The following is a 26256-nucleotide window of genomic DNA, read 5'->3' on the forward strand; positions in this document are numbered from 1 at the left end:
GATCAAGGTTACCCGACGAGGCGTGGGGCGTCGGCCAGCAGCTGCTCGGTGTACTCGTGCTGCGGATCGGTGAACAGCGATTCTGCCGCGCCCTGCTCGAGGATCCGGCCGCCCCGCATCACGGCGACCCGGTCGCTGAGTTGGCGGATGACGGCGAGGTCGTGCGAGATGAAGAGCATGCTGAGGCCGCGCTCCCGCTGCAGCCGGGCGAGCAACTCGAGGATCTGCGCCTGCACGGTGACGTCGAGGGCGGAGACGGGCTCGTCACAGATGAGCAGCTCCGGCTCCGCGGCGAGCGCCCTGGCGATGGAGACCCGCTGGCGTTGCCCGCCGGAGAGGGTGAGCGGATTCCGCGGCGCCAGCTCCGGCGCGAGACCGACCTGGCCGAGCAGCGAGGTCACCGTCTCCGGCCCGCGGATCGCGTCCTGCACGATCCGGCCGACACTCCAGCGCGGGTCGAAGGAGCCCAGGCTGTCCTGGTAGATCGCTCCGATCCGGTGGCGACGGCCGCGGCGCGCCTTCTCCGGAAGCGGGGACCACGGTTCGCCGTCGAGGGTGACGGTGCCGGCATCCGCCGTGGCGAGGCCGAGCAGCAGCCGGGCCAGGGTGCTCTTGCCCGAGCCGGACTCGCCGACGAGGCCGAGCGTCTGCCCGGCGTGCAGCTCGAGCGAGACGTCATCGACGGCCTGGAGCCGGCCGCCGGGCACCCGGAACGCCTTGCTCAGTCCGCGCGCCTGCAGCAGCGGCGGCGCACCGCTCTGGCCGCCAGCCGGGATAGCCGTTGCCGGCGCGGGGCGCGGCGCTGACCGGGGGATCGCCGCGATGAGCTCGCGCGTGTACGCGTGCTGCGGCTGCTCGAGGAGCCGCCTGGTTGGACCCTGCTCGACGACGCGGCCGGCACGCATCACGATGATGCGGTCGGCGAGCTGGTTGACGACGGCGAGGTCGTGGCTGATCAGCAGGATCCCGGTGCCCTGCTCCTTCACCTCGGCCAGGAGGGCGAGGATCCGCGCCTGCACGCTGACGTCGAGCGCGGTCGTCGGCTCATCGGCGATGAGCACCGGCGGGTTCAGCGCCAGCGCCGCGGCGATGAGTGCGCGCTGGCGCAGACCGCCGCTCAGCTCGCCTGACCGCTGACGGATGGCCTGTTCCGGGTTCGGCATCGCCACCCGCTCCAGCAGGCGAAGCACCCGCGCGTGGGTCTCCGCCGCGCCCGGCCGTTCGTGCAGGCGGATCGCGTCGCCGATCTCGCGGCCGATCGGGCGCAGCGGGTCGAGCGAGACGAGCGCGTCCTGCAGCACGAGCCCGACCTCGCGGCCGCGGACGCCGCGCCACGCGCGTTCGCTCGCTCCCAGGCGGTCGGTGCCGAGAAGCTCCAGCCGCTCAGCCAGCACGGCGGCGTTCGGCCCGGCGAGCCCGAGCAGTGCGCGCGCGGTGACACTCTTGCCCGATCCGGACTCGCCGACGATCGCGAGGCATTCGCCGGCGTGCAGGCTGAGGTCGACGTCGTGCACGACGGTGCCATGAGCGAAGCTCACGCTCAGGCCGGCCACATCGAGCAGGGGAGTCGTGCTCCCGGGTGTTGTGGTCATGACCGTCCTCCGATCCTGGTCAGCGCGCGGCCGAGCACGGTGCTGGCGACGGTGGTGAGCACGATCATCAATCCGGGGAAGACGGTGAGCCACCATGCCGTTCCGATATAGGTGCGGCCAGCCGAGAGCATGGCCCCCCACTCCGCGGTCGGCGGCAGAGCGCCGAGCCCGAGGAAGCTGAGCGCCGAGGCCCAGACGATGGCCTGTCCGATGCCGAGCGTGGCGAGCACGAGCAGCGGGGCGAGGGCGTTCGGCAGGATGTGGCGGCCCAGGATCCGGGAGGGCGGGTGGCCGAGCACGCGTGCGGCCTCGACGTAGCCGGATGACCGGATGCCGATGAGCTGGCCGCGGATGATGCGGGCGTAGCCGGGGGCCGTCGAGAGCCCGACCGCGATCGTCGCCGTGACCGGGCCCGGCCCGGCGATGACGATGACGAGCAGGGCAAGCAGCAGGCCGGGGAAGGCGAAGAGCACCTCGACCGTGCGATTGACGGTGAAGTCGAAGAAGCGCCCGCCGAATGCGGCGAGAACGGCGAGGATGAGCCCGAGCACGAGTCCGATCGCGGTCGCGGCGAGGCCGATCAGCAGCGAGTTCGCGGTGCCGAACACGACGCGGCTGTAGACGTCGCGACCGGATTCGTCCGTGCCGAACCAGTGCGCGGGCGATGGGCCGGAGAACGCCTCCTTCGGTGCGATCTGGTTCGGGTCGGCGGTTGCGACGGCATCCGGGAACAGGCAGGCGGCCAGCAGGTAGAGCGCGAACAGCCCGGCCAGCAGCGTTCCGACGCGGATCCGCCCGCGCGGCGCATGGCCGGCGACGACGCCGCGGAGTTCGAGTTCGCTCATGCCCCGACCTCCTGCGGTGACGCCTGGGCCCTCTGCCGGGGGTCGACGATGGCGGATGCCGCGTCGCTCGCCAGCGTCATGAGCACGTAGACGAGTGCGACGACGAGCACGACGCCGGTGACGACGGGCACATCGCGCACGGTCACGGCCTGCACAAGTGTGCGGCCGAGCCCGGGGCGCGCGAAGATCGTCTCGACGATCACGGCGCCGGAGAGCAGGGAGCCGAGCGCCCAGCCCGAGAGCGCGACGCCGGGGATGGCCGCATGCCGGATCGCGTGCCTGGCCCTGATGCCCAGCTCGCTCTCGCCTCGCGCCCGCGCCGACAGCACGTAGGGCTGGGCGAGCGCGTCGAGCATGCTCTCCCGCATGATCGCAGCGAGGAAACCGGCGAGCGGGATGGCGAGGGTGAGCACGGGCAGGACGAGGCCGCTGAGATCCCCGGACGAGACAGGGGGCAGCCAGCCGAGGCTCGTGCTGAACACGGCGATCAGCACCGTGGCCAGCCAGAAGTGCGGCAGGGCGGCCCCGGCGAGTTCGATGCCGTGACCGACGGATGCCGCGATGCGCCCCGCCCCCGTCGAGAACAGCGCGAGGGCGATGGCGATCACCCACGCCACCAGCAGCGAGCACACCGCGAGCAGCAGCGTTCCTGGCAGCTGCGCGGCGAGCAGATCGGCCACGGGGACCTTGAGCGCGTAGGAGCTGCCGAGGTCGCCGCTGAGCAGGCGCCCGAGCATCGCCGCGTACTGGACCAGGAGCGGCTGATCGAGGCCGTGCTCGCGCCTGGCCTGCTCGAGCGCCTCAGGGGATGCCTGCGAGCCAGGGCCGCCGAGGATCGCCAGCGCCGGGTCGCCGGGGATCAGCCGCATCGCGAAGAAGGTCAGCGTTGCGACGGCCCAGAGCACGAAGACGGCGCCGGCGAGCCGGAGGAGAACCCTATTCGCTGAGCCAGGCGTCATAGAAGTTCGGCGTCGACACCGTGTTGATCGCCCTGGCACCCTGCACCTGCTTCCCCAGCAGGAAGTGGTTCTGCTGGTCGTAGAGCGGCAGAACGGTGAAGCTGCCGAGGATTCGTTCCTGCGCCTCAGCGTAGAGGGCGGCACGCTCGTCGGCGTCGAGGCTGGAGGATGCCTGGCTGAGCAGGGCGTCGAGCTCCGGGTCGTTCAGCTGGGCGAGGTTGGCGAAGTAGCCGCTCGGTGCCGGCGTGATGCTGGCAGAGTGGTAGAGGATCCGCAGCACGTCGGGCCCGACCTTGGTGTACGGCGCGCTGACGACGTCGTAGTCGTTGCTGAACAGGGCGCCGTACCAGCTGGAGAGGTCGAGCGGCGAGATGGTGACCTCGAAGCCGGCCTCTGCGGCGGTGGCCTGCACCTGCTCGAACAGGGACTGCTCGGCCGGGATCGACTGGTTCGTGCTCACCGGGAATGCGAGGGAGAGGCGTTCTCCGTTCTTCACGCGGTAGCCGTCGGCATCCGTCTCGGTCCAGCCCGCCTCGTCGAGGAGCGCCTCTGCGGCGTCGAGGTCGTGGTCGAAGAGTGCCTCGTCCGAGTAGCCGAGCGGTTCGACGCTGGAGAGGGCGGAGTATGAACGCTCCGCCGTGCCGAAGAACAGGGCGTCGATGCCGTCGTTGACGTCGACGGCGCGGATGAACGCCTCGCGCACGAACGGGTCGTTGAACGGGGCCTTGCCCGAGTTCAGTTCCAGGCGGTTGGAGGCACCGGGGCGGGGCGCGTCGATCTCGGTGAATGTGCCTGCGTCGGCTGCCGCGGCGAGCGTGTCCGGCTGGGCGTTGTCGATCACGTCGACCTGGCCGGCCTGCAGCGCGGCGTAGCGGGAGGCGGAGTCGGGCAGGAAGCGCCAGTCGATCGCCTCGAGGTGGGCCGGACCGCTGTGCGCGGCGTCGGCAGGTGGCGAGTTGTACTCCTCGTTGCGCACGAGCGAGACGCGGTCCTGCTTGACCCACTCGTCAACGACGAACGGACCGGTGCCGATCGGCGCGAGGCAGTTCTCGTCGATGCCGCGGGCGATGCCCGCCGCCGACTCGATGGCAAGCCACGGCATGCTCAGCGACTCGAGCAGCGCGCTGTCCGGCGCGCTCAGGGTGAAGCGGGCGACGGTGTCGCTGACCGCCTCGACGCCGGTCACCTTGCCGAGCGCGAGGTATCCGGTGGACGAGCCGGTGGCCGGGTCCTGGATGTGCTCGACGGTCGCCTTCACATCGGCGGCGGTCAGCGGGCTGCCATCGCTGAAGCGCACGTCATCCTGCAGCGTGAAGTCCCAGCTCAGGCCGTCCTCCGAACTCGTCCAGTCGCTGGCGAGCCACGGGATGATCTCGCCGTCCTCGTCGATCGAGACGAGGGATTCGAGGTACTGGCCGGCGATCAGTGCCTGCGGGTAGTTGCCGCCGACGTGCGGGTCGAGGCAGTCCGGCTCGGCGTCGCCGCTGGCGTAGACGAGCGTGCCGCCCTCGACGGGCTCGCCGCCCGCGCTGCTCTGGGCATCGCCGCCCGGCGAGGTGCAGGCGGTGAGGAGGAGAACGGCGGATGCCGCGAGCGGCAGCAGCGAGCGGCGCAGTGTCGTGGCGGTGGTGGGGGACGCAGGCATGCAGGAATCCTTGCTGGGGAGGAGGCAGAGAGGTGCGGGCGGCGGGGTGTTCTCGCGCGCCAGTGCAATCATGGCACCGGAATCGGGCCCTCGGCCTCAACTTGTTATAGTTCAGCTATAACAATAGAATCGCATCGTGCTGATTCGCATCGACCCCACTCTCTCCATGCCGCTGTTCGAGCAGCTGGCGACGAGCATCCGCGCCTCGATCATCGACGGCCGACTCAGTGTCGGCGAGCGGTTGCTGCCGGCGCGGCAACTCGCGGAGGCGCTCGACATCAACGTGCACACCGTGCTGCGGGCCTACCAGATCCTCCGGGAGGAGGGGTTGCTGGACATGCGTCCTGGCCGCGGGGCGATCGTCGCCGGCCGCATCGGCCAGCACGCCGCGCTCGCCGGCGCCATCCACGACCTGGTCGACGAGGCCAAACTCCGCAACATTTCCGAGAGTGCTCTGCTCTCGCTCATCCGAGAGGCTTACAAGTGAGCAACACATCCACCCCGTCCTTCTCCGTGACCGGCGCCGAACAGGCCCGCGTCACGCGCTCGCGCGTCATTCTGCTCGGAATCGTCGTGCCGATCGTGCTCGCAGCGGCCGGTGCCCTCCTCATGATCAGCTGGATTCCTGAGCTGCCGAGCCCCGTCGCGACCCACTGGGGCGCTGACGGGGTCAACGGCACGGGAAGCCCGTGGCTGCTGGCCGTCACGCCGCTCGGCATCACGGTGCTCTTCTCGGTGTTCGTGTACCTCGGCGCGCTGCGCGAGTCGACGCCAAGCGGCCTGCCGACCGTGAACCAGAAGTTCATCGCCGCGATGGGCCCCGGTCTGGCGCTCTTCCTCACGATCGGCATCGGCGGTTCGGTTGCCACTCAGCGAGGTCTGGACTCGGCGGCCGCCGCCCCTGACCCGTGGCTGTGGCTCGTCGCCGGCGGTGTGCTCGGGGTGGCGCTCGCCGCAGTGGTCTGGCTGGTGCTTCCCCGCGCCGACCGTTCCGGGCCGGAGGCGCTGCCCGTCGAGACGCTCGAGGTTGCGGCCACCGAGCGTCTGTTCTGGACGGGCATGGTGTCGATGGCGCCGCTCGGCCTCGCGCTGATCGGAGCGGCGGTCGGCATCCTCATCGTCTCCGCGATACTCGCCGCCTTCGCAGGATCCGGGGTCGCCGTCCTCGTCATCGCCGTGACCCTGGTGTTGTTCGGCGCCGCCGTGACGACCCTGCGCTGGCGGGTCAGTGTCGGCGGTCATGGCCTCTCGGTCGTCTCGATCGCCGGCTGGCCGGCCGTTCGCGTCGCCATCGACGAGGTGACCGCCGCACGACTGATCGATGTCAACCCGGTCGGCGACTTCGGCGGCTGGGGATGGCGCTGGGCCGGCGGCCGCACGGGCATCATCCTGCAGGGCGGGCCGGCCATCGAGGTGACCCGGCGCTCTGGACGCACGCTCGTCGTGCCCGTCGACGATGCGGAGACCGCCGTCGCCGTGCTGCAGGCCGCCATCGCCCAGCGCGACGCCTAGCGCCCCCGCGCGGTAGAAACCGCGTTCCGCTGCAGTTGTTTCTGGCGCGGAACGCGGTTTCTACCGCGCGAGCTCGGCGGCACAACGCGTGCGCCCCCGGCAGACACGCTATTCTGGGGAGCACAGACTGTGAACCGGCCATCACCGGGGAGTCCTCGGAAGAAAACGATCGGATGCCGCGGCATCCGATCGCCGTAGAACCGAGCGGGGCTGGCCCGTCATAGCCAAGGAACAAGCGGTTCTCCGCCGGTCGACGTTGGCCGAGGAGGGCAAGCGAGGTGGTACCGCGGCAGAGCTCACGCTCTCCGTCCTCGTGGAAGTGGCCAACAGCATCCGTCAGCCGTCCAGGAGACACACGTGTACCCCAAAGGTTCGAATCCAGCATCACCCGATGCCGCAGGCGCCGCGTTCGGCGTCACCCCATCGCCCAGCTTCCCGGCGATCGAGGAAGACGTTCTCGAGTTCTGGAAACAGGACGGCACCTTCCAGGCCTCGATCGACAACCGCGACGGCCAGCCGGAGTGGGTCTTCTACGACGGCCCGCCGTTCGCCAACGGCCTGCCGCACTACGGGCACCTCCTCACCGGCTACGCCAAGGACGTGTTCCCGCGTTACCAGACCATGCGCGGCAAGCAGGTGCACCGCCGCTTCGGCTGGGACACCCACGGCCTGCCGGCCGAGCTCGAGGCCGAACGCCAGCTCGGTATCACCGACAAGAGCCAGATCGAGGAGATGGGCCTCGCCGCGTTCAACGGCGCTGCGCGTGAATCCGTGCTGCGCTACACCAAGGAGTGGCAGGAATACGTCACCCGCCAGGCGCGCTGGGTCGACTTCGAGAACGACTACAAGACGCTCGATGTCACGTACATGGAGAGCGTGATCTGGGCCTTCAAGCGCCTGCACGACAAGGGCCTCGCCTACGAGGGCTACCGCGTGCTGCCGTACTGCTGGCGTGACCAGACGCCGCTCTCCAACCACGAGCTGCGCATGGACGACGACGTCTACAAGATGCGCCAGGACCAGACGGTCACCGTCACCTTCCCGCTCACCGGGCCCAGGGCCGAGTCGCTCGGCCTCACCGCCGTCCGGGCACTGGCCTGGACGACCACCCCGTGGACCCTGCCGACCAACCTCGCGCTGGCCGTCGGCCCCGAGATCGAGTACGCCGTCGTTCCTGCCGGCCCGAACGGCACACCGGATGCGACCGTTCTCCGCGAGGAGGCTGCCGGTCTCGCCCCGCACACCGAGGTGCTCGGCGCCGAGTACCTGTTGGCGATCGACCTCGTCGGCGGCTACGCCAAGGACCTCGGCTACGACAGCGCGGAGGAGGCCATCGCGGCCGTCTCGCGCACCGTCCGCGGCTCGGAGCTCGAGGGCGTCAGCTACGACCGCCTCTTCGACCACTACGCCGACACCGAGGAGTGGGGAACCGAGAAGGCCTGGCGCTTCGTCGTCGCCGACTACGTCACCACCTCTGACGGCACCGGCATCGTGCACCAGGCGCCCGCATACGGCGAGGAGGACCAGAAGGTCTGTGAGGCAGCCGGCATCCCCGTCATCCTCTCGCTCGACGACGGCGGCAAGTTCCTGCCCGCTGTGACGGATGTCGCCGGGCAGCTGTGGATGGACGCCAACAAGCCGCTGACGCAGCTGCTCAAGGCCGAGGGACGCCTGCTCCGCCAGGCCAGCTACGAGCACAGCTACCCGCACTGCTGGCGCTGCCGCAACCCCCTGATCTACAAGGCAGTCACGAGCTGGTTCGTGCGCGTCACCGAGTTCCGTGACCGCATGGTCGATCTGAACCAGGACGGCATCGAGTGGGTGCCGGAGAACGTCAAGGACGGACAGTTCGGCAAGTGGGTCGGCAACGCCCGTGACTGGTCGATCAGCCGCAACCGCTACTTCGGCTCCCCGATCCCGGTGTGGAAGAGCGACAACCCCGAGTTCCCGCGCGTCGACGTCTACGGCTCCCTCGAGGAGATCCAGCGCGACTTCGGCCGACTGCCGCTGAACGCGGCGGGCGAACCCGACCTGCACCGCCCGTACATCGATGAGCTCACCCGCCCGAACCCCGACGACCCGAGCGGCCAGTCGACGATGCGCCGCATCTCCGACGTGCTCGACGTCTGGTTCGACTCCGGCTCGATGCCGTTCGCGCAGGTGCACTATCCATTCGAGAACGTCGAGTTCTTCGACGAGCACCACCCGGCCGACTTCATCGTCGAGTACATCGGGCAGACCCGCGGCTGGTTCTACGTCATGCACGTGCTCTCCACCGCGCTGTTCGACCGGCCGGCGTACAAGAACGTCATCAGCCACGGCATCGTGCTCGGCAGCGACGGGCAGAAGATGTCGAAGTCGCTGCGCAACTACCCCGACGTCTCCGAGGTCTTCAACCGCGACGGATCCGACGCCATGCGCTGGTTCCTCATGTCGAGTTCCGTGCTGCGCGGCGGCAACCTCGTCGTCACCGAGGAGGGTATCCGCGAGGGTGTCCGCCAGGTGATGCTGCCGCTCTGGAGCACCTGGTACTTCTTCAGCCTGTACGCCAACGCCTCGGCGAACGGCGGCTACGAGGCCAAGCTCAGCACCGCGTCAACCGATGTGCTGGACCGCTACCTGCTCGCCAAGACGCGCGCGCTCATCGAAGACGTCACAACCGACCTCGACGCCCTCGACAGCACCATGGCCGCGGCCAAGCTGCGCGACTTCGCCGACGTGCTGACCAACTGGTACGTGCGTCGCTCCCGCGACCGCTTCTGGGCCGGCGTCGGCGCGGACGGCGGCAACAGTGAGGCATTCGACACGCTCTACACCGTGCTCGAGACGTACACCAGGGTCGCGGCGCCGCTGCTGCCACTCATCAGCGAGCGCATCTGGCAGGGCCTCACCGGCGGCCGCAGCGTGCACCTCGAGGACTGGCCGGATGCCGCATCCTTCCCGGCCGACGACGCCCTCGTCGCCGCGATGGACCAGGTGCGCGCCATCTCCGGTGCCGCCCTCTCGCTGCGCAAGCAGTCCGGTCTGCGCGTGCGCCTCCCGCTCGCGAAGCTCACCGTCGTGGCATCCGCCACAGCCGATCTCGCCGAGTTCGCCGCGATCGTGCGCGAGGAGCTCAACGTCAAGGCGGTCGAGTTCGTCGAGCTCGCCGAGGACAGCGCAGCCGCTTACGGCATCACCAGCAAGCTCACCGTCAACGCCCGCGCGGCCGGCCCGCGCCTCGGCAAGGGCGTGCAGCAGGTCATCCAGGCCGCCCGCAACGGTGACTGGAGCGAACTGGACGGCGTCGTCACCGCCGGCGGGGTCGAACTCGTCTCCGGCGAGTACGAGCTCGTGCTCGAGACGGCATCCGGTGGTGCCGACCAGGCACTCGCCCTGCTGCCAGGCGGAGGCTTCGTGCTGCTCGACACGGCCACGACGGCCGAGCTGGAGGCCGAGGGCCTGGCCCGCGACGTCATCCGAGCAGTCCAGGATGCCCGCAAGGCCGCCGGTCTCGAGGTCAGCGACCGCATCCGGTTGACGCTCGGCGTGTCGGAGGACGGCCGGGCCGCCGTGCAGCAGCACGCGGAGTTGATCGCGGGGGAGACCCTCGCGACGGACGTGTCCGTCAACGGGGCCGCCGGCGGCGCAGCGCTGCTGCAGCTCGCCGGAGGCGCCTCCGTGGCAATCGAGGTGGAGAAGGCATGAGCGAGAACATCTACGACGAGTTCGAGGAGGCGGCAGACGCCGTCTACCGCGCGCTCCTCAAGCGCATCGGCGAGGTGAACCCGCAGCCTCGGCTCGAGCCGACCCGCCGCGCCCTGGAGCTGCTGGGTGACCCGCAGCGTTCCTTCCCGATGATCCACGTCACGGGCACCAACGGCAAGACGAGCACGAGCCGCATGATCGAGAGCCTCCTGCGTGCGCACGGCCTCCGCACCGGCCTCATGACGAGCCCGCACCTGGTCCGCTTCAACGAGCGCATCATGATCGACGGCGAGCCCATCGGCAACGAGGCCCTCGCCGCGAACTGGGCGGACATCGCGCCGTACATCGCCATGGTCGACTCCGAGCTCGTCGCAGCAGGCGACGTGCCGCTGACCTTCTTCGAGGCGCTGACGGTGCTGGCGTTCGCCTGCTTCGCCGACGCGCCAGTCGACGTCGCCGTCGTCGAGGTCGGCATGGGCGGCGAGTGGGACTCCACCAATGTCGCCGACGGCCAGGTCGCCGTCTTCGCCCCGATCGCCCTCGACCACATCGGTCGACTCGGCAACGACATCTCCGAGATCGCCAGGACGAAGTCGGGCATCATCAAGCCGTCCGCGGCCGTCGTGTCGGCCGTGCAGACGCCGGAGGCCCTCGCCGAGCTGCAGCGCGCGGTCGAGCTCACCGAATCGACGTTGGCCGTTCAGGGCGAGGCATCCGGCTTCGAGCTGCTCAGCAGCACGATCGCCGTCGGCGGGCAGCTGATCAGCGTCCGAGGCCTCGCCGGCAGCTACAGCGAGCAGTTCCTGCCGCTCTACGGCAGCCACCAGGCGCAGAACGCGGCCGTCGCGATCGCCGCGGTCGAGGCGTTCCTCGGCGGCGGCTCCCAGGCCATCGCCGACGACATCGTGACGGAGGGCCTCAGCGGCGTGACGTCACCGGGTCGCCTGCAGCTGGTCGGCATCGAGCCGACCGTGATTGTGGATGCCGCACACAACCCGCACGGGGCAGAGGCACTCGTCACCGCGCTCACGAGCTTCTTCGACTTCGACGAGATCGCCTTCGTGCTCGGCATCCTGGAAGACAAGGACGCCGCAGGCATCATCCGCGCGATCGCCCCGGCTGCCGCGCGCATCCACGTGACGCGGTCGAGTTCCGAACGCGCCATCGGCGTCGACGAACTCGCCGACACGGTGGTGGACATCGGCCGCGACGACGCGACGTTCCGCTTCGACGACCTCGAGACGGCCATCGAACAGGCTCGCCGCTGGGCGGCCGACGCCCCGCGCCGTGCCGTCGTCGTCACCGGCTCGATCACCCTCGTCGGTGAGGCGCTGTCCCTGGCCGCTGCCGGCGATTGGATGAACCCGTGAGCGCCGCGCGCGGCAGTTCCGTGAAGCGCTCGCTCGCGTCGATCGTGCTCGGCTTCGAGCTCGTCGTCATCTTCCTCGCCACCCTCGTGATCGCATTCGGTCCTGGCGCGGTGCTGCCGCCATGGGTGATGCTCACCGTCGGCGGCATCGTCTGCCTGCTCGCGATCGCCACGATCGGCCTGCTGCGTCACGACTGGGCCTATGTGCTCGGCTGGATCGTGCAGGGCGTCGTCGTGCTGAGCGGCTTCTTCAACCCGGCCATGTTCTTCATCGGCGCGCTGTTCGCGGGCATGTGGGCGTACAGCATGGTCACCGGCGCCCGACTCGACCGCCAGAAGGCGGCCAACGCCGCGCCTGAGCAGTGAGCGCGAGCGCATTGACTTCATCCGCAGAAATCCCAAGGAGAGAAAACACATGAGCACCATCGAAGAGACGCTGGTCCTGATCAAGCCGGATGGCGTTGCTCGCAGCCTCAGCGGCGAGATCCTGCGCCGCATCGAGGCCAAGGGCTACTCGATCGTCGACATCCGCATGCTGCAGGCAGAGCGTTCGCTGCTCGCCGAGCACTACGCGGAGCACGAGGGCAAGCCGTTCTACGAGCCGCTCGTCGAGTTCATGGAGTCCGGCCCCATCGTCGCCGTGCGCGTCGCAGGCAACCGCGTGATCGAGGGCTTCCGCTCGCTCGCGGGCACCACGGACCCGACCACGGCAGCGCCTGGCACGATTCGCGGCGACCTCGCCCGCGACTGGGGCCTCAAGGTGCAGCAGAACCTCGTGCACGGCTCCGACTCGCCCGAGTCGGCCGAGCGCGAACTGCAGCTGTGGTTTAGCTAGTCCAGTTCAGCTAGTCCAGTTCAGCCAGCCCAGTTCAGCTGGAACGTCCGGATGCCGCCTCACACTCTGTGTCAGGCGGCATCCGTCGTTCAGCCCGGCCTCGGCTAGAGGTAGTTGAGCACGTCGAGTCGCAGCTGGGCGATGACGGCGATCACGACGAGGCAGCCGAGCGTGATCAGCGGGATCCAGCTGTAGGCGGCCGACGCGAAGCGGCGCGTCGCGGAGCCGAGGGGGAGTCGCCCCGTGCGGAGGTTGTCGAATGTGACCATCCAGAACAGCGGGATCACGACGCTCCACGTCACCATGCACCACGGGCAGAGCGTCGACAGCGCGAAGATGCTCGTGCCGATCAGCCAGATGACGAAGGCGAGGGCCCCGGCAACTCCGAGGTTCAGGCCGAGCCAGAACCAGCGGGGGAAGCGGCTCCCACCGATCAGCGCGACGCCGATCGTGATGACGACGGGCCACGCCATCAAGCCGATCACGGGGTTCGGGAAGCCGAAGATCGAGCCCTGTGGGGAGCTCAGATTGGCTCCGCACTGCACGAGCAGGCTGAAATCGCAGCTCGGAACCGAGCCGGGATTCTGCAGCAGATGGAACTTCTCCAGCGTGAGTGCGAACGCCGCGAGCAGGCCGATTGCGCCCAGAATGACGAACACGACCCCCTGGGCCACGGAGGAACGCGTAGATGCAGTTTCGGGCATACACGGATTATCCCACGCGTGGCGCGCGCCATTTCGCGATTGCATGCGATAATTGCCTCAGTCGTTCGGGCGGTGCCCGAACAGGCGTCAAGAAGGCTTAACGGGTGCCCAGCACCCACGATGATTCGGTCCGCGCACCGAGAGAAGTAGCAACCAGAGCCACGAGCCGGTTGCGCACCAAATAGATTTGCGGGGGTTCGCGAAGCGGATCTTCGCTCGAGAGAGTACCCGGAGCGGGTGGCGCGGTTGCCCGCACCGGTCAAGGAGTAACCCCAGCAATGGTGGACAAAGCAAGCAACGACACCAACACGAGCGGCGCTGCACCGGATTCGACGAAGACTCCGGCGAAGAAGCGGTCACGGATCTTCGGCGCGCGGAAGAAGCGCGGCGAGGAGACGCCTGTGACGCCGCCGGTCGCCGAGCAGCCAGTGGCAGAGGCCCCGGTCGAGCAGCCTGAGCAGCCGCAGCTGCCGGTGGATGAGGCTCCCGAGCCCCCCGCCGCGGCAGCGGACGAGGCGCCCGTCGTCGACGAGGCGCCCGCGCCAGCACCTGCGCCGGTGATCCCCACCCAGCTCAGCACGACCTCCCTGATCTTCCACGCACCGGACATCCTGCCGCTGCCGCCGCGTCCGGCCGGTGAGCGCGGTTTCGACCGTGACTTCGATCGCGATTCCGACGACGCATCGACCGTGCGCCGTCGTGCGCGCCGTCGCAGCGGCGAGGAGGGTCGCTCCGGTTCCGACGACCCCGCGAACACCGTCGTCAAGGTCCGCACGCCGCGCGAGCCAGAGCTCATCACCGAGCCGCAGCGCATCAAGGGCTCCACGCGCCTCGAGGCCAAGAAGCAGCGTCGTCGCGACGGCCGGGATGCCGGGCGCCGCCGCACCGTCATCACCGAGGCCGAGTTCCTCGCCCGCCGCGAGTCGGTCGACCGCAGCATGGTCGTGCGCGCCAAGAACAACAAGATCCAGATCGGCGTGCTCGAAGACAGCGTGCTGGTCGAGCACTACGTCGCCAAGAACCAGGAGGCGAGCCTCATCGGCAACGTCTACCTCGGTCGTGTGCAGAACGTCCTCCCCAGCATGGAGGCCGCGTTCATCGACATCGGTCGCGGCCGCAACGCCGTGCTCTACTCCGGCGAGGTCGACTGGGAGGCCGCAGCGGCCGAGAACCCCGGAGCCAACCAGCCGCGCCGCATCGAGCTCGCGCTGAAGCCGGGCGACAAGGTCCTCGTCCAGGTGACGAAGGACCCGGTCGGCCACAAGGGTGCCCGCCTGACCAGCCAGGTCTCGCTGCCCGGCCGCTACCTCGTCTACGTTCCGAACGGGTCGATGAACGGCATCAGCCGCAAGCTGCCTGACACCGAGCGCGCGCGCCTGAAGAAGATCCTCAAGGAGGTGCTGCCAGACAACGTCGGCGTCATCGTGCGCACCGCGGCGGAGGGCGCCACCGAGGAGCAGCTGACGCTCGACGTGCAGCGCCTGATCAGCCAGTGGGCCAGCATCAGCTCGCAGCTGCAGACCGTGCAGGCCCCCGCGCTGCTGCACTCCGAGCCCGATCTGCTCATCAAGATCGTGCGCGACGTCTTCAACGAGGACTTCCAGAAGATGATCATCTCCGGGGATGACGCCCAGGAGGTCATCGAGAGCTACCTGCGCGGCGTCGCCCCCGACCTCCTCGAGCGCGTCGAGCGCTACGAGGGTGAGAAGGACGCATTCGACGAGTACCGCATCTCCGAGCAGATCGAAAAGGCCCTCGACCGCAAGGTCTGGCTGCCCTCGGGCGGTTCGCTCGTGATCGACCGCACAGAGGCGATGACCGTCGTCGACGTCAACACGGGCAAGTTCGTCGGCTCTGGCGGAAACCTCGAGGAGACCGTCACCAAGAACAACCTCGAGGCCGCGGAGGAGATCGTGCGCCAGCTGCGACTCCGCGACATCGGCGGCATCATCGTCGTCGACTTCATCGACATGGTGCTCGAGTCCAACCGCGACCTGGTGTCGCGCCGACTCATCGAGTGCCTGAGCCGTGACCGCACCAAGCACCAGGTCGCAGAGGTCACCTCGCTCGGCCTCGTGCAGATGACCCGCAAGAAGCTCGGCCTCGGCCTGCTTGAGTCCTTCAGCGAGAACTGCGAGGCCTGCGCAGGGCGCGGAATCATCGTGCACCACGACCCGGTGGTCAAGCACCGCCAGACGCCGCAGCAGGCGCCGCAGCAGGAGCGTCGCCGCTCCGGCAAGTCCGGTCAGCAGGCGCAGCAGCAGCAGCAGCAGCCCCAGGCGCCGGCCGCCGAGAAGTCGAGCGGCACCCACGGCATTACCGAGGACGCCAAGAACGCTCTCGCGCAGATCGCCGCGAGCACCCTGGCCCACCCGGTCGACGCGCCCAAGGTCGACGAGCCCGCAGCCCAGGCCGCCGCGCAGCAGTCCGGTGCACAGCAGTCCGGTGCACAGCAGTCCGGTGCACAGGGCGAGGGCCGCAGCCCGCGTTCACGCAACCGCAAGTCGCGTGGTGGTCGGTCCCAGCAGTCGACCGAGCGTTCGGGCGACGCGGCGGCCGTGACCGCGCCGACCGCCGCCGAGGTGCAGCCTGAGTCGAAGTCGGAGCCGGTCGCCGAGGTGCGCAGCGCACCCAAGGCCGAGCCGATCGCCATCCTCGACATTCCCGTCGAGGTCGCTCCGCGCCAGGCGCGCGCCGTCAACACGAAGGCGGCCGAAGAGCTGCTCGGTTCGGTCCTCGAGGCCCTCCCGCAGCCCAAGCAGCCCGGTCAGGGCCGTTCGCGCAGCCGCCGTGTGTCGACGGCCGCGCTGTCGACGACGCCGGTCATGCCGATCGTCACCGGAACGCCGAGCGGTTCAGACAGCGAGTAACAGCAACTCACAGAGTGAATGAGAGCGCCGTGGCCCTAGAGGCCGCGGCGCTCTCGTGCGCTCACCCTGAGCCCGCTCGCGCGCAGGCGCGTCACGAGTTCGCGACCGCTGACCGGCAGCGCCCCGGCATCCACCAGGGCCTGCCAGCGCTCAAGCGGCACGTCGTAGTGATCGAGGTCGAATCCGCGCCGGGGGATCGCCTGCGCCTCGGCGAATGCGTGCAACTCGTCGAGACTCGTGTCGCTGACGAGATGGGCCCAGACGGTGTCGTGGGCCGGCCAGATGGCCTGATCGATGAGCACAGTCATGACTCAGAGTCTACGGATCGGGCCCCGCGGTCGGCCGATTTCTCGACACGCTGCACGCCGTGGTGCAGTTTCCCCGCTTCGCACTAGTAAACTGTTCCCTGCACGTCGCGCCGGATCACGTCCGTGATCATGGGGCAGACCGTGCCGGGCGAGCCCGTTTGACCGCGCGCATTCGATCAGCTAAACTCGATCGTTGGTGTGTGTCGGAATCATCCGCACGTTTGCCAAGGTTTTCTGATTGAGACCGGTCCGTCTGACCGCGTCAATCCAGTGACTTCCCGAGTATTAGGAATTGGGGCTAGGTAGCCCCCCAGAGTGAGGTACGTAAAGTGGTTTACGCAGTTGTGCGCGCCGGTGGCCGCCAGGAAAAGGTCGAGGTCGGCACCATCGTGACGATGGACCGGATCAAGGCCGTTAAGGGCGGCACCGTCGAGCTGGCCGCTGTGCTGCTTGTTGACGGAGACAAGATCACCTCGGACGCCAAGTCCCTCGAGAAGGTCACTGTCACCGCCGAGGTTCTTGAGGACCTCCGCGGCCCGAAGATCGTCATCCAGCACTACAAGAACAAGACCGGTTACAAGAAGCGTCAGGGGCACCGTCAGGAGCTCACGCGCGTCAAGGTCACCGGCATCAAGTAACGGCCTGAGGAGAGAAGCAAATGGCACACAAAAAGGGAGCTAGCTCCACTCGTAACGGTCGTGACTCCAACGCACAGCGCCTCGGCGTGAAGCGTTTCGGCGGTCAGGTTGTCAGCGCAGGCGAGATCATCGTCCGCCAGCGCGGCACGCACTTCCACCCCGGCGTCAACGTCGGCCGTGGCGGCGACGACACCCTGTTCGCCCTCGAGGCCGGCGCTGTCCAGTTCGGCAACAAGGGTGGCCGCAAGGTCGTCAACATCCTGGTGGCTGCCGAATAGGCATCCACATGCAGTAATCGTCAGGGCGAGCTTCGGCTCGCCCTGACGTATTTCACCCGCACCATCGCCGGCGCGGGAGTACGTACACAGCATCACCACTACAAGCATCACCAAGGAGACCAGCCATGGCCACATTCGTTGACCACGTCACGCTTCATCTGCGTGCCGGTCACGGCGGCAACGGCTGTGTGTCCGTGCGCCGCGAGAAGTTCAAGCCGCTCGCCGGCCCCGACGGCGGCAACGGCGGCCACGGTGGCGACATCGTGCTCGTCGCAGACCCCCAGGTCACGACGCTGCTCGGCTACCACCGCGCGCCCCACCGCAGCTCACAGAACGGCGGGCCTGGAATGGGTGACCACCGTGCCGGCGGCAACGGTGAGCTGATGGAGCTGCCCGTTCCGGTCGGCACCGTCGTGAAGGACGTCGACGGCAACGAGCTCATCGACATGAGCGAGCCGGGCATGTCGTTCACGGTCGCCCCCGGCGGCCTCGGCGGCCTCGGCAACGCCTCGCTGGCGACAACCAGGCGCAAGGCCCCCGGCTTCGCTCTGCTCGGAACTCCCGGCTGGGAGGGCGACGTCTACCTTGAGCTCAAGACCGTCGCCGATGTCGCACTCGTCGGCTACCCCTCCGCAGGCAAGTCCAGCCTGATCGCCGCGCTCTCCGCGGCGCGGCCGAAGATCGCCGACTACCCATTCACCACGCTGCACCCGAACCTCGGCGTCGTCGAGGCTGGAGGCAACCGCTACACCATCGCCGACGTCCCTGGCCTGATCGAGGGCGCGAGCGAGGGCAAGGGCCTCGGGCTCGAGTTCCTTCGCCACGTCGAACGCTGCACGGCTCTGCTGCACGTCATCGACTGTGCAACGCTCGACCCCGGTCGTGACCCCATCACCGACCTCGACGTGATTCTCGGCGAACTCGCCGCGTACCCCGTTCCCGAAGGACAGAAGCCCCTCCTCGAGCGCCCGCAGCTCATCGCGCTCAACAAGGTCGATGTCCCTGAGGCCAGGGAACTCGCCGAGTTCGTGCGCCCGGAGCTCGAGGAGCGCGGCTACCGTGTCTTCGAGATCTCCTCCGCGACCCACGAGGGCCTGCGCCAGCTGAGCTACGCACTGGCAGAGCTCGTGGAGCAGGGCCGCGCCGAGGCGGCGGCCAAGCCGGCCAAGGAGCGCATCGTCATCCGCCCGAAGGCCGTCGACGAGGGTGGCTTCGTCGTGAAGGTCGAGGGCGGAAGCTTCGGCAACGTCTACCGTGTCATCGGCGCCAAGCCGGAGCGCTGGGTTGCGCAAACCGACTTCGCCAACGACGAAGCCGTCGGCTTCCTGGCCGACCGCCTCGCCAAGCTCGGCGTCGAGAACCAGCTCTTCAAGGCCGGCGCCGTTGCAGGCTCCACCGTCATCATCGGGCCGGGCAGCTCCATCGTCTTCGACTGGGAGCCGACCCTGACCTCGACGGCCGAACTCATCACCGCACCCCGTGGAACCGACTCACGTCTGGACGGCAGCGGTCGCGCCACGCGCAACGAGCGCCGCGAAGACTACTTCGCGCGCATGGATGCCAAGGCCGCGGCACGTGCCGAACTGCTCAACGAGCGGGCATCCGGAATCTGGCAGGAAGACGGCGGTGTCGAGATGACCCGCGCAGAGCGCGACGCCCTCGCGGAATCGGGCGAGGAGAGCGAGTAGCGGTGAGCGTGCGTGATCGGGCCGGGATCGCCTCGGCGAAGAGGATCGTCGTCAAGGTGGGCTCATCGTCCATCAGCGGTGACAATGCCGGCCAGATTGCGCCACTCGTCGACGCCCTCGCGGCCGCGCACGGCCGTGGAGCCGAGATTGTCCTCGTGTCGTCCGGAGCGATCGCGACCGGCCTGCCGTACCTGCGCCTCTCCGAGCGCCCGACCGATCTCGCGACGCAGCAGGCCGCGGCATCCGTCGGCCAGAACCTGCTGATCTTCCGCTATCAGGACAGCCTCGACCGCTACGGCATCGTCGCCGGTCAGGTGCTGCTCACCGCTGGCGACCTCGAGAACGCGACGCCGCGCAGCAATGCACAGCGGGCGATGGAGCGCTTGCTCGATCTGCGGATCCTGCCCATCGTCAACGAGAACGACACCGTCGCGACGCACGAGATCCGCTTCGGCGACAACGACAGGCTCGCCGCTCTGGTGGCCAGCCTGATCTCCGCAGACGTGCTCATCCTGCTCAGCGACGTCGACGCCCTCTACACGCGTCCGCCGCACGAGCCGGGCGCAGAGCGCATCGCGCACGTGCCGTACGGTGACGCGCTGGCCGGCGTCGAGCTGAGCTCGGCCGGGCGTGCCGGTGTCGGCACAGGTGGGGCCGTCACCAAGGCCTCCGCCGCCCGGCATGCGGCCGAGTCGGGAACGGCCGTGCTCGTCACGGGGACCGGCCTGGTCAACGAAGCACTGCTCGGCGAGGATGTCGGCACCTGGTTCGACGCGCAACCCCGTAACACGGTGCCTGAGCACGCCTAAACTAGGGCCATGTCCCTGCTGAACACCCCCGCGACCACCGGCATCGATCTGAGTGCGTTCTCCGCGAAGCTGGATGACGCCCGCGCCGCATCGCTCGAACTGGGGGCGACGACCACCCAGAAGAAGAACGAGGCTCTCGTCGAGATCGCCGCGACGCTGCGTGCCAACGTCGCCGAGATCGTCGAGGCCAACGAGCGTGACATCGATGCCGGGCGTGCCAACGGCCTGAGCGACGCGCTGCTCGACCGTCTCGCCCTCAACCCGGCGCGCATCGAATCGCTCGCCGTCGCCGTTCTCGAGATCGTCGGGCTCGCCGACCCGATCGGCGACAATGTGCGCGGCAGCACTCTGCCGAACGGCGTCCAGATCGCCCAGGTGCGCGTCCCGTTCGGTGTCGTGGGTGCGATCTACGAGGCCAGGCCCAACGTCACCGTCGACATCGCCGCCCTGGCCCTGAAGAGCGGCAACGCGGCCGTGCTGCGCGGCGGGAGTGCCGCGCAGAACTCCAACCAGATCCTGGTCTCGCTGATCCAGCGGGCCATCGCGGCGCACGGCATCCCCGAGGCCGCCGTGCAGTCGATCGACGAGTTCGGCCGGGAGGGCGCGCGCGCCCTGATGCAGGCACGGGGGCAGGTCGACGTGCTCATCCCGCGCGGCAGCGCCTCGCTCATCAACACGGTCGTGACCGAGTCGAAGGTCCCCGTGATCGAGACCGGCGCCGGTGTCGTGCACATCGTCCTCGACGAGACCGCGCCCGTGCAGTGGTCCGTCGACATCGTGCACAACGCCAAGACCCAGCGCCCCAGCGTCTGCAACACGGTCGAGACCGTGCTCGTGCTGGCCGGAGCCGCCGACCGCGTGCTGCCGGCCGTCGGCGCGAAGCTTGCGGAATCCGGTGTGACCATTCACGCCGACGAGCGCGCCCGCGTGCTGCTGCCGGACGCCGTGCCCGCGACGGAGGAAGACTGGGAGACCGAGTACCTGAGCCTCGACATCGCGGTGCGGGTCGTCGACACCCTCGACGAGGCGATCGAGCACATTCGGCGATACTCGACCAAGCACACGGAGTCGATCATCACGAACGACCTCGGCAACGCCGAGTACTTCCTGAACCGAGTGGACTCGGCAACCGTCATGGTCAACGCGTCGACGCGTTTCAGCGACGGGGGAGAGTTCGGTTTCGGCGCCGAAGTCGGAATCTCGACCCAGAAACTGCACGCACGGGGCCCGATGGGCCTGCAAGAACTCACGAGTACCAAGTGGATTGTGCGTGGCAACGGACAGCTGCGGCCGTAGCGCCCGCTAGAATCGTTGTGGCGGATGCACCTCCCGCCACCTGAATGGAGAATGTGATGTCTTTGCTGACCGCCGTGGTTGCGTCGTCCGAAACCGTGCACGCCGTTGAACTGCCGATCGAGCCCATCATGTATGGCGCCATCGCGCTCGTGATCTTTGCCGCATTCGGTTTCGTCACCTGGAGCTTCCGCGATGTCGCAAACCGCCACAAGGCCAAGGGTGACGCGTACGCTGCCACCCACGGCGGAGCGCACGCCCCGTCGGGCCACTGAACGAACCGCCTGTGACGAGTGCGTCGAAACGCCGCCCGCGCATTGGCGTGATGGGCGGCACGTTCGACCCCATTCACCACGGCCACCTGGTCGCGGCGAGCGAGGTGGCGCAGTCATTCGACCTCGATGAGGTCATCTTCGTCCCGACGGGTCTGCCGTGGCAGAAGGCCGCCGTCAGCCCGGGGGAGCACCGCTACCTCATGACGGTCATCGCCACGGCGTCGAACCCGCGATTCACCGTCAGCCGCGTCGACATCGACCGCGACGGGCCGACGTACACGATCGACACGCTCCGCGACGTCCACGCCGAGCACCCGGATGCCGAGCTGTTCTTCATCACCGGCGCCGACGCCATCGCCCAGATCCTCACGTGGAAAGACGTGAGTGAACTCTGGGACCTCGCCCACTTCGTAGCTGTGAGTCGGCCGGGGCATGACCTCAGTATTTCGGGATTGCCCGAGGGCGACGTAAGCTTGTTGGAGGTTCCGGCCCTCTCGATTTCGTCGACCGACTGCCGGGCCCGTGTGGAGCGCGGCGACCCCGTCTGGTACCTGGTGCCCGATGGCGTCGTGCAGTACATCTCCAAACACCATCTGTATCGGAGTGTGGCATGAGTGCGTTGCCCGACGAGCAACCGCTGACAAGGCGTCAAATGCGCGCGAGCGAACGTTCGCGTCAGCCGGAAGCAGCCTCCGTCGACCCCGCGGAACCGAGCGACACGCCGGCGAGTGACGCACAGCCGAACAACCCGGAGCAGCCCGCCGCCCTCGATCCGGCGGCGCAGGCAGCAGCCGAGCGTGAGCGCGCCGCGGCAGACGCCGCGGCCTGGGCGCCGAAGACCGCACAGGCACCGGCGGCGCCGTCGTCCGTCGAGACCGATGCCGCAGAGCACGAGTACGACGACGACAACGACTTCGGCGATTTCCAGGGCGTGCCTGAGCGCACGCTCACCCGCCGCGAACTGCGTGCGCTGCTCGCGGCCCAGGCCGCGGCTCGCGGCGCTCAGGGCGACGAGCTGGCGGAGTCGTCGACAGACGATGCGGCGGATGTCGCACCGCAGCCACCGGTCGGCCACTGGTCGCTCGACATCGACGTCGAGGACGACGCCGACGATCAGAGCTTCGACCAGGTGCTCTCGCGCGGCGTCGGCGCCGGCGGCGTGCCGACCACGACGAACGCCCTCATCCTGCCGATGATCCCGCAACAGGGCGTCGATGGCTCCACGCCGATCGTCACGGGCGAGATGCTGGTGACCGGCTCGATCGACCTGCCGAGCCTCGGCGACACCGGCGCACACCCGAATCTGCTGGATTCGCCCGACGTCGACCGGCTGCTCGATCAGGTTGACGATGCCCACCCGGCAACGAGCGCACAGCCCGTTCGGGCCAGTCGTGCCGTGAGCACCCACACCTCCACCCGCGACACGCTCACTCCGCCCAAGCAGGGCGGACTCAACGTGCCGACGGTGCTCGCCATCACGGCGGCCGTGCTGGCACTCGGTGTCATCGGCCTCTTCATCGGCGGATACATCTTCAAGATTTTTTAGTGCCGCGCCCACCGGTCGGCACCCATGCTTCTCACAAACAGGACACAATCCAGATGACTGCAACTTCACACGCCATTGAACTTCTCCAGGTGGCCGCACGCGCCGCTGACGCCAAGGGCGGGACCGACCTGGTCGCCCTCGACGTCACGCAGCCGCTGCCGCTGACCGACATCTTCTTCCTCGTCACCGGCAACTCGGAGCGCAACGTCGTCGCCATCGCCAGCGAGGTCGAGGACGAGTTGATCCGCGCCGGAGCCAAGCCGCTCCGCCGCGAGGGCCGGGCAGAAGGTCGGTGGGCATTGCTCGACTTCGGCGACCTCGTCGTGCACGTCTTCCACGAGGAGGAGCGCGGCTACTACCAGCTGGAGCGTCTCTGGAAGGACTGCCCCGTCGTCTCGATCGAGCTGCCGGAGCGCGACACGCGCGAGTGACGCGGCCGTTTTTACACGCGAGTTAATCGTGTAGTAATCTAATCAAGTTGCTCCGGAGGAATCGGGAACAACTGAGGGTCTGTGGCGCAGCTGGTAGCGCACCTGCATGGCATGCAGGGGGTCGGGAGTTCGAGTCTCCCCAGATCCACCAATACCCCCGATGAATCGTAGATTTGTCGGGGGTTTTCTCGTTGCTCGCCTGACTTCGGGCCGTCGCCACTCACCGCGGCCCGCCCGGATCCGCCATACTGATGTCGTGCCGACCGATCGCGCCCTCGTTGGCCGTCAATCCGAACTCGTGCGGTTCGGCGCGCTGTGCGCCCAGACGGGTGCCGGCGGTTCTGTGCTGTTGATCGAAGGCGATCCAGGGGTCGGCAAGACTGCGCTGGTGGACGAGTACGAGCTGATCGCGCGCGAGCGCGGCATGAGAGTGCTCCGCACCTCCGGCACCCCCGACGAATCCGCCGCACCGTTTTCGGGTCTTCACCTCCTCCTGCACCCGCTGCGCGCGCAGATCCCGGGACTGCCGGAGCCGCAGCGCGACGCTCTCGAGGTCGCGTTCGGGGCACGGTCCGGCGAGACACCCACAACCTTCCTCGCCGGCGTCGCAACCCTGACTCTCCTGTCCGACGCGTCGAGGGAGCACCCGCTGCTCGTGATCGGCGAGGACCTGCATTGGCTTGATCCAGCGTCGCGCCAGACGCTGCTGATGGTGGCCAGGCGAGTCTCGTCGGATCCCGTGATCGTGGTCATGACCACCCGCGGCGGCCATGAGTCGGTCGGGACGGAGACGATCGAACGCGTCCGCCTCGCGCCACTGAGCTTCATCGACGCCAACGCGCTGCTCGATTCCCGGTCCGACAGCCCAGACGGGACGGAACGACGGATGCTTCTGGAGCTGGCGGACGGCAATCCCCTCGCCCTCGTCGAGCTCTCCGTTGCCGGCCTCCGCGGCGCTGACCTCAATGTCGTGCCGCTCACGCGCCGGCTCGAACTCGCGTTCGCCGGGCGATACGCGGAGCTTTCGCTTGAGGCGCGACTGGGCGTGCTGGCCGGGTCGCTTGGCTGCGATTCCATCGACGACACCTCGGCCGCCATCGCCAGGGCGCTCGGCGGTGCACCATCGCGCGAGTGGCTGGTGACTGCCGCAGCGGCCGGGTTGCTCGAACCGGTGCATGGCCGCATCAGCCTGCGGCATCCGCTCGTGCGCTCCGCGGTCGCCAGTGCGGCGCAGCCGCAGGAACGAGCGACCATGCTGCGAGCGCTCGTTGCCACGATCGCAGACCCCGCACGCACGGTGTGGTGGCGGGCCGACCTCGCGACCGGCACAGATCCCAAGCTCGCGGCGGAGCTGGTGCAGATCGGCGAGGCGGCGCTCGGCGCTGGCGATGCCGTGCTGGCCCTGCGGGCGCTCCGCCGGGCAGCTGAGCTGACCGTGCCGTCCCCGGCGCGCATCGAGCGACTCCTGCTCGCGGCCGATGCCGCTGGACGCGCGGGGGCGCATCGGACCGCGGTCGGGCTCCTTGACGAGGCGGATGCCGAGACCGACGACTCCCGCACGCGAGCTCGCACCGCATGGATGCGCGAACTGCTTCCTGTCGAGGAGTCGGCGCTCACGCGCGGCGACCTGAGACCGGCGACCTCCGCCGTCGAGAACATGCGGCGGTCGGGCGATGCGGACGCGGCGCTCGACGCGCTTCTTCACCTCGCCTCGATCGCCTGGGACCATTCGAACCACAGTGATCCGGGTCTGGTCATCTCCGAGGCGGCACGTGCCTTCGACCTCGACCCGGATGAGCCCAGGACGCTCCTGCTTGACGCCGTCACGAATCCGGCAGGGCGGGGGGACGACGTCATCGCACGCATCCGCGATCATGCCGGCATCGACCATGACGACGCGCAGCGTGCCTGGTACCTCGGCTATGCACTCAATCTGTGCGGGGAGATCGAACCGGCGGCCGAGTACCTGCAGCGCGCGGTCGATGGATTCCGAGAGCACGGCAGTCGGGCGCTCTTGCCCCACGCGCTGATGGGATTGTCCTGGATTTGCTTCCTGCAGGGCCGGTTCGAACGGGGACGCGCCTGCATCGACGAGTGTGTCACGATCGCCATCGACGCCGAGGATCCGGGGCTGGCCACGGCGGCACGGATGGCACTCGCCTGGTACGACGCGTTGGACGGCGCAGTGCCCGACCGCGACGCCATCGCCGGCTCATCACCGCTCGCGGCCCTCGCGCTCGAAGCTCAATCTCCGCGCGCGACCCTCGTGTTCGCCGAGGGATGCGCCGCGCTGGTCAGCGGCCGTCCCCGCGACGCCGAGCACGCGCTGCGACGGCTGGCCGATCCGAATGACGGCGTCTACAACCTCATGTTCCGGATCGTCTCCCTGCCCGATCTGGTGGAGGCTGCCGTGTTGCTTGGCCATAGACCGCTGGCGGGAGCCCAGCTCGCCGCCATGACCGAGCTTCAGGAAGGCTGGCATGCGCCCGTCCTTTCTGCCGCACTCGGCTACTCACGGATCGTGCTGTGCGATGACGCACGCCTCGACGAGGAGTCCGAGAGGCTCGAGCGCCATCCGCTGCCCATCCCGTTTCTTCAGGCGCGTGCGCACCTTCACCTCGGCACGCGCCTGCGTCGGATGCGGCGAACCGCCGACAGCCGCAGCCACCTGCGCATGGCACTCGCCCTCTTCGAAAGCTTCCCCGCCACCATGTGGGCGCAGCGCGCGCGCGACGAGCTCCGCGCTGGCGGCGTGCGGCTGCCCGATGTCGCGCCGTCCGGGCGCCACGTGCTGACGCCGCAGGAACTCCGAGTCGCCGAGCTTGCCGCCGTTGGGCTGAGCAACCGCGAGATCGCTGAGCGCCTGTTCTTGTCTCCACGCACGATCGGCGCCCACCTCTACACGGCGTTCCGCAAGCTCGGTATCACCGCGCGGGAGCAACTCGGAGGCGCGCTTCGATCCGAGTGATCCG

23 protein-coding genes and 1 tRNA gene are annotated in these 26256 nt (G+C 68.7%); 18 read left to right on the top strand and 6 right to left on the bottom strand.

The window, feature by feature from the left end; genetic code table 11:
- Positions 1 to 8: 8 nt before the first annotated feature.
- From EV379_RS06970 to EV379_RS06985, 4 genes are read right to left on the bottom strand one after another with little or no spacing between them, the layout of a single operon-like run.
- The gene (locus EV379_RS06970; RefSeq protein WP_130505497.1) at positions 9 to 1592 is read right to left on the bottom strand and encodes a dipeptide ABC transporter ATP-binding protein; all 1584 of its coding nucleotides are present in this window, start codon (positions 1590 to 1592) and stop codon (positions 9 to 11) included.
- On the bottom strand, positions 1589 to 2437 hold the full coding sequence (locus EV379_RS06975; RefSeq protein ID WP_130505498.1) for an ABC transporter permease: 849 nt from the start codon (positions 2435 to 2437) through the stop codon (positions 1589 to 1591). The genes EV379_RS06970 and EV379_RS06975 overlap by 4 nt, the downstream gene beginning before the upstream one ends.
- Complete coding sequence (locus tag EV379_RS06980) at positions 2434 to 3396, bottom strand: ABC transporter permease (RefSeq protein WP_130505499.1); 963 nt, start codon at positions 3394 to 3396, stop codon at positions 2434 to 2436. Before EV379_RS06980 ends, EV379_RS06975 begins: the two co-directional genes overlap by 4 nt.
- Entirely contained in the window at positions 3374 to 5041 is a 1668-nt protein-coding gene (locus EV379_RS06985) for an ABC transporter substrate-binding protein (RefSeq protein WP_130505500.1), read from the bottom strand. Before EV379_RS06985 ends, EV379_RS06980 begins: the two co-directional genes overlap by 23 nt.
- Positions 5042 to 5177: 136 nt before the next feature.
- Between EV379_RS06985 and EV379_RS06990 the strand changes: the two genes are divergently transcribed.
- The 6 genes from EV379_RS06990 (at position 5178) to ndk (ending at position 12444) form a co-directional block, all read left to right on the top strand.
- Positions 5178 to 5528, top strand: coding sequence for a GntR family transcriptional regulator (locus EV379_RS06990; RefSeq protein ID WP_130505501.1), 351 nt, complete (start codon positions 5178 to 5180; stop codon positions 5526 to 5528).
- The gene (locus EV379_RS06995) at positions 5525 to 6553 is read left to right on the top strand and encodes an SdpI family protein (protein WP_130505502.1); all 1029 of its coding nucleotides are present in this window, start codon (positions 5525 to 5527) and stop codon (positions 6551 to 6553) included. The genes EV379_RS06990 and EV379_RS06995 overlap by 4 nt, the downstream gene beginning before the upstream one ends.
- A 357-nt stretch (positions 6554 to 6910) precedes the next feature.
- The gene (ileS, locus tag EV379_RS07000; protein ID WP_130505503.1) at positions 6911 to 10240 is read left to right on the top strand and encodes an isoleucine--tRNA ligase; all 3330 of its coding nucleotides are present in this window, start codon (positions 6911 to 6913) and stop codon (positions 10238 to 10240) included.
- Positions 10237 to 11610, top strand: a complete 1374-nt coding sequence (locus tag EV379_RS07005) for a bifunctional folylpolyglutamate synthase/dihydrofolate synthase (protein WP_130505504.1) — start codon at positions 10237 to 10239, stop codon at positions 11608 to 11610. Before ileS ends, EV379_RS07005 begins: the two co-directional genes overlap by 4 nt.
- A complete protein-coding gene (locus EV379_RS07010) occupies positions 11607 to 11975 on the top strand; it encodes a DUF4233 domain-containing protein (RefSeq protein ID WP_165397313.1) in 369 nt (122 codons plus the stop codon). Before EV379_RS07005 ends, EV379_RS07010 begins: the two co-directional genes overlap by 4 nt.
- A gap of 49 nt (positions 11976 to 12024) precedes the next feature.
- Positions 12025 to 12444: a nucleoside-diphosphate kinase gene (gene ndk / locus EV379_RS07015; protein ID WP_130505506.1), complete on the top strand. Its 420-nt coding sequence runs from the start codon at positions 12025 to 12027 to the stop codon at positions 12442 to 12444.
- A 104-nt stretch (positions 12445 to 12548) separates the two neighbouring features.
- Here the strand turns inward: ndk and EV379_RS07020 are convergent, their stop codons facing one another.
- On the bottom strand, positions 12549 to 13148 hold the full coding sequence (locus tag EV379_RS07020) for a vitamin K epoxide reductase family protein (RefSeq protein ID WP_130505507.1): 600 nt from the start codon (positions 13146 to 13148) through the stop codon (positions 12549 to 12551).
- A gap of 278 nt (positions 13149 to 13426) precedes the next feature.
- On the opposite strand from EV379_RS07020, the gene EV379_RS07025 reads away from it, so the two are divergent.
- Complete coding sequence (locus EV379_RS07025; RefSeq protein ID WP_130505508.1) at positions 13427 to 16018, top strand: Rne/Rng family ribonuclease; 2592 nt, start codon at positions 13427 to 13429, stop codon at positions 16016 to 16018.
- Positions 16019 to 16053: 35 nt separating this feature from the next.
- Here the strand turns inward: EV379_RS07025 and EV379_RS07030 are convergent, their stop codons facing one another.
- On the bottom strand, positions 16054 to 16326 hold the full coding sequence (locus tag EV379_RS07030) for a DUF4031 domain-containing protein (RefSeq protein ID WP_130505509.1): 273 nt from the start codon (positions 16324 to 16326) through the stop codon (positions 16054 to 16056).
- Positions 16327 to 16655: 329 nt separating this feature from the next.
- Between EV379_RS07030 and rplU the strand changes: the two genes are divergently transcribed.
- The 11 genes from rplU to EV379_RS17190 all read left to right on the top strand — a co-directional run bounded on the left by rplU (position 16656) and on the right by EV379_RS17190 (position 26252).
- Positions 16656 to 16964: a 50S ribosomal protein L21 gene (gene rplU, locus EV379_RS07035; protein ID WP_047410686.1), complete on the top strand. Its 309-nt coding sequence runs from the start codon at positions 16656 to 16658 to the stop codon at positions 16962 to 16964.
- Between the two features lie 20 nt (positions 16965 to 16984).
- The gene (gene rpmA, locus EV379_RS07040) at positions 16985 to 17242 is read left to right on the top strand and encodes a 50S ribosomal protein L27 (RefSeq protein WP_047410683.1); all 258 of its coding nucleotides are present in this window, start codon (positions 16985 to 16987) and stop codon (positions 17240 to 17242) included.
- A gap of 125 nt (positions 17243 to 17367) precedes the next feature.
- Entirely contained in the window at positions 17368 to 18930 is a 1563-nt protein-coding gene (obgE, locus tag EV379_RS07045) for a GTPase ObgE (RefSeq protein WP_130505510.1), read from the top strand.
- 2 nt (positions 18931 to 18932) lie between these two features.
- Positions 18933 to 19739 carry a glutamate 5-kinase gene (gene proB, locus EV379_RS07050; protein ID WP_130505511.1) on the top strand — a complete coding sequence of 269 codons (807 nt, stop codon included), beginning with the start codon at positions 18933 to 18935 and terminating at the stop codon, positions 19737 to 19739.
- Between the two features lie 9 nt (positions 19740 to 19748).
- Positions 19749 to 21035 (top strand): glutamate-5-semialdehyde dehydrogenase, encoded by a 1287-nt coding sequence (locus tag EV379_RS07055; RefSeq protein WP_130505512.1) that lies wholly within the window; start codon positions 19749 to 19751, stop codon positions 21033 to 21035.
- Positions 21036 to 21091: 56 nt separating this feature from the next.
- Entirely contained in the window at positions 21092 to 21307 is a 216-nt protein-coding gene (locus EV379_RS07060) for a hypothetical protein (RefSeq protein ID WP_120256590.1), read from the top strand.
- Between the two features lie 11 nt (positions 21308 to 21318).
- Entirely contained in the window at positions 21319 to 21921 is a 603-nt protein-coding gene (gene nadD / locus EV379_RS07065; RefSeq protein WP_130505513.1) for a nicotinate-nucleotide adenylyltransferase, read from the top strand.
- A gap of 38 nt (positions 21922 to 21959) precedes the next feature.
- Positions 21960 to 22853, top strand: a complete 894-nt coding sequence (locus EV379_RS07070; RefSeq protein ID WP_130505514.1) for a hypothetical protein — start codon at positions 21960 to 21962, stop codon at positions 22851 to 22853.
- A 53-nt stretch (positions 22854 to 22906) separates the two neighbouring features.
- The gene (gene rsfS / locus EV379_RS07075; RefSeq protein ID WP_130505515.1) at positions 22907 to 23284 is read left to right on the top strand and encodes a ribosome silencing factor; all 378 of its coding nucleotides are present in this window, start codon (positions 22907 to 22909) and stop codon (positions 23282 to 23284) included.
- 75 nt (positions 23285 to 23359) lie between these two features.
- Positions 23360 to 23435: transfer RNA gene (locus EV379_RS07080), tRNA-Ala, on the top strand.
- A 105-nt stretch (positions 23436 to 23540) separates the two neighbouring features.
- A complete protein-coding gene (locus tag EV379_RS17190) occupies positions 23541 to 26252 on the top strand; it encodes an AAA family ATPase (protein WP_165397314.1) in 2712 nt (903 codons plus the stop codon).
- Positions 26253 to 26256 lie beyond the last annotated feature (4 nt).

Origin of the sequence: Microterricola gilva (assembly GCF_004217495.1) — a bacterium.
In the GTDB taxonomy this organism is placed as follows: Bacteria; Actinomycetota; Actinomycetes; order Actinomycetales; family Microbacteriaceae; genus Microterricola; species Microterricola gilva.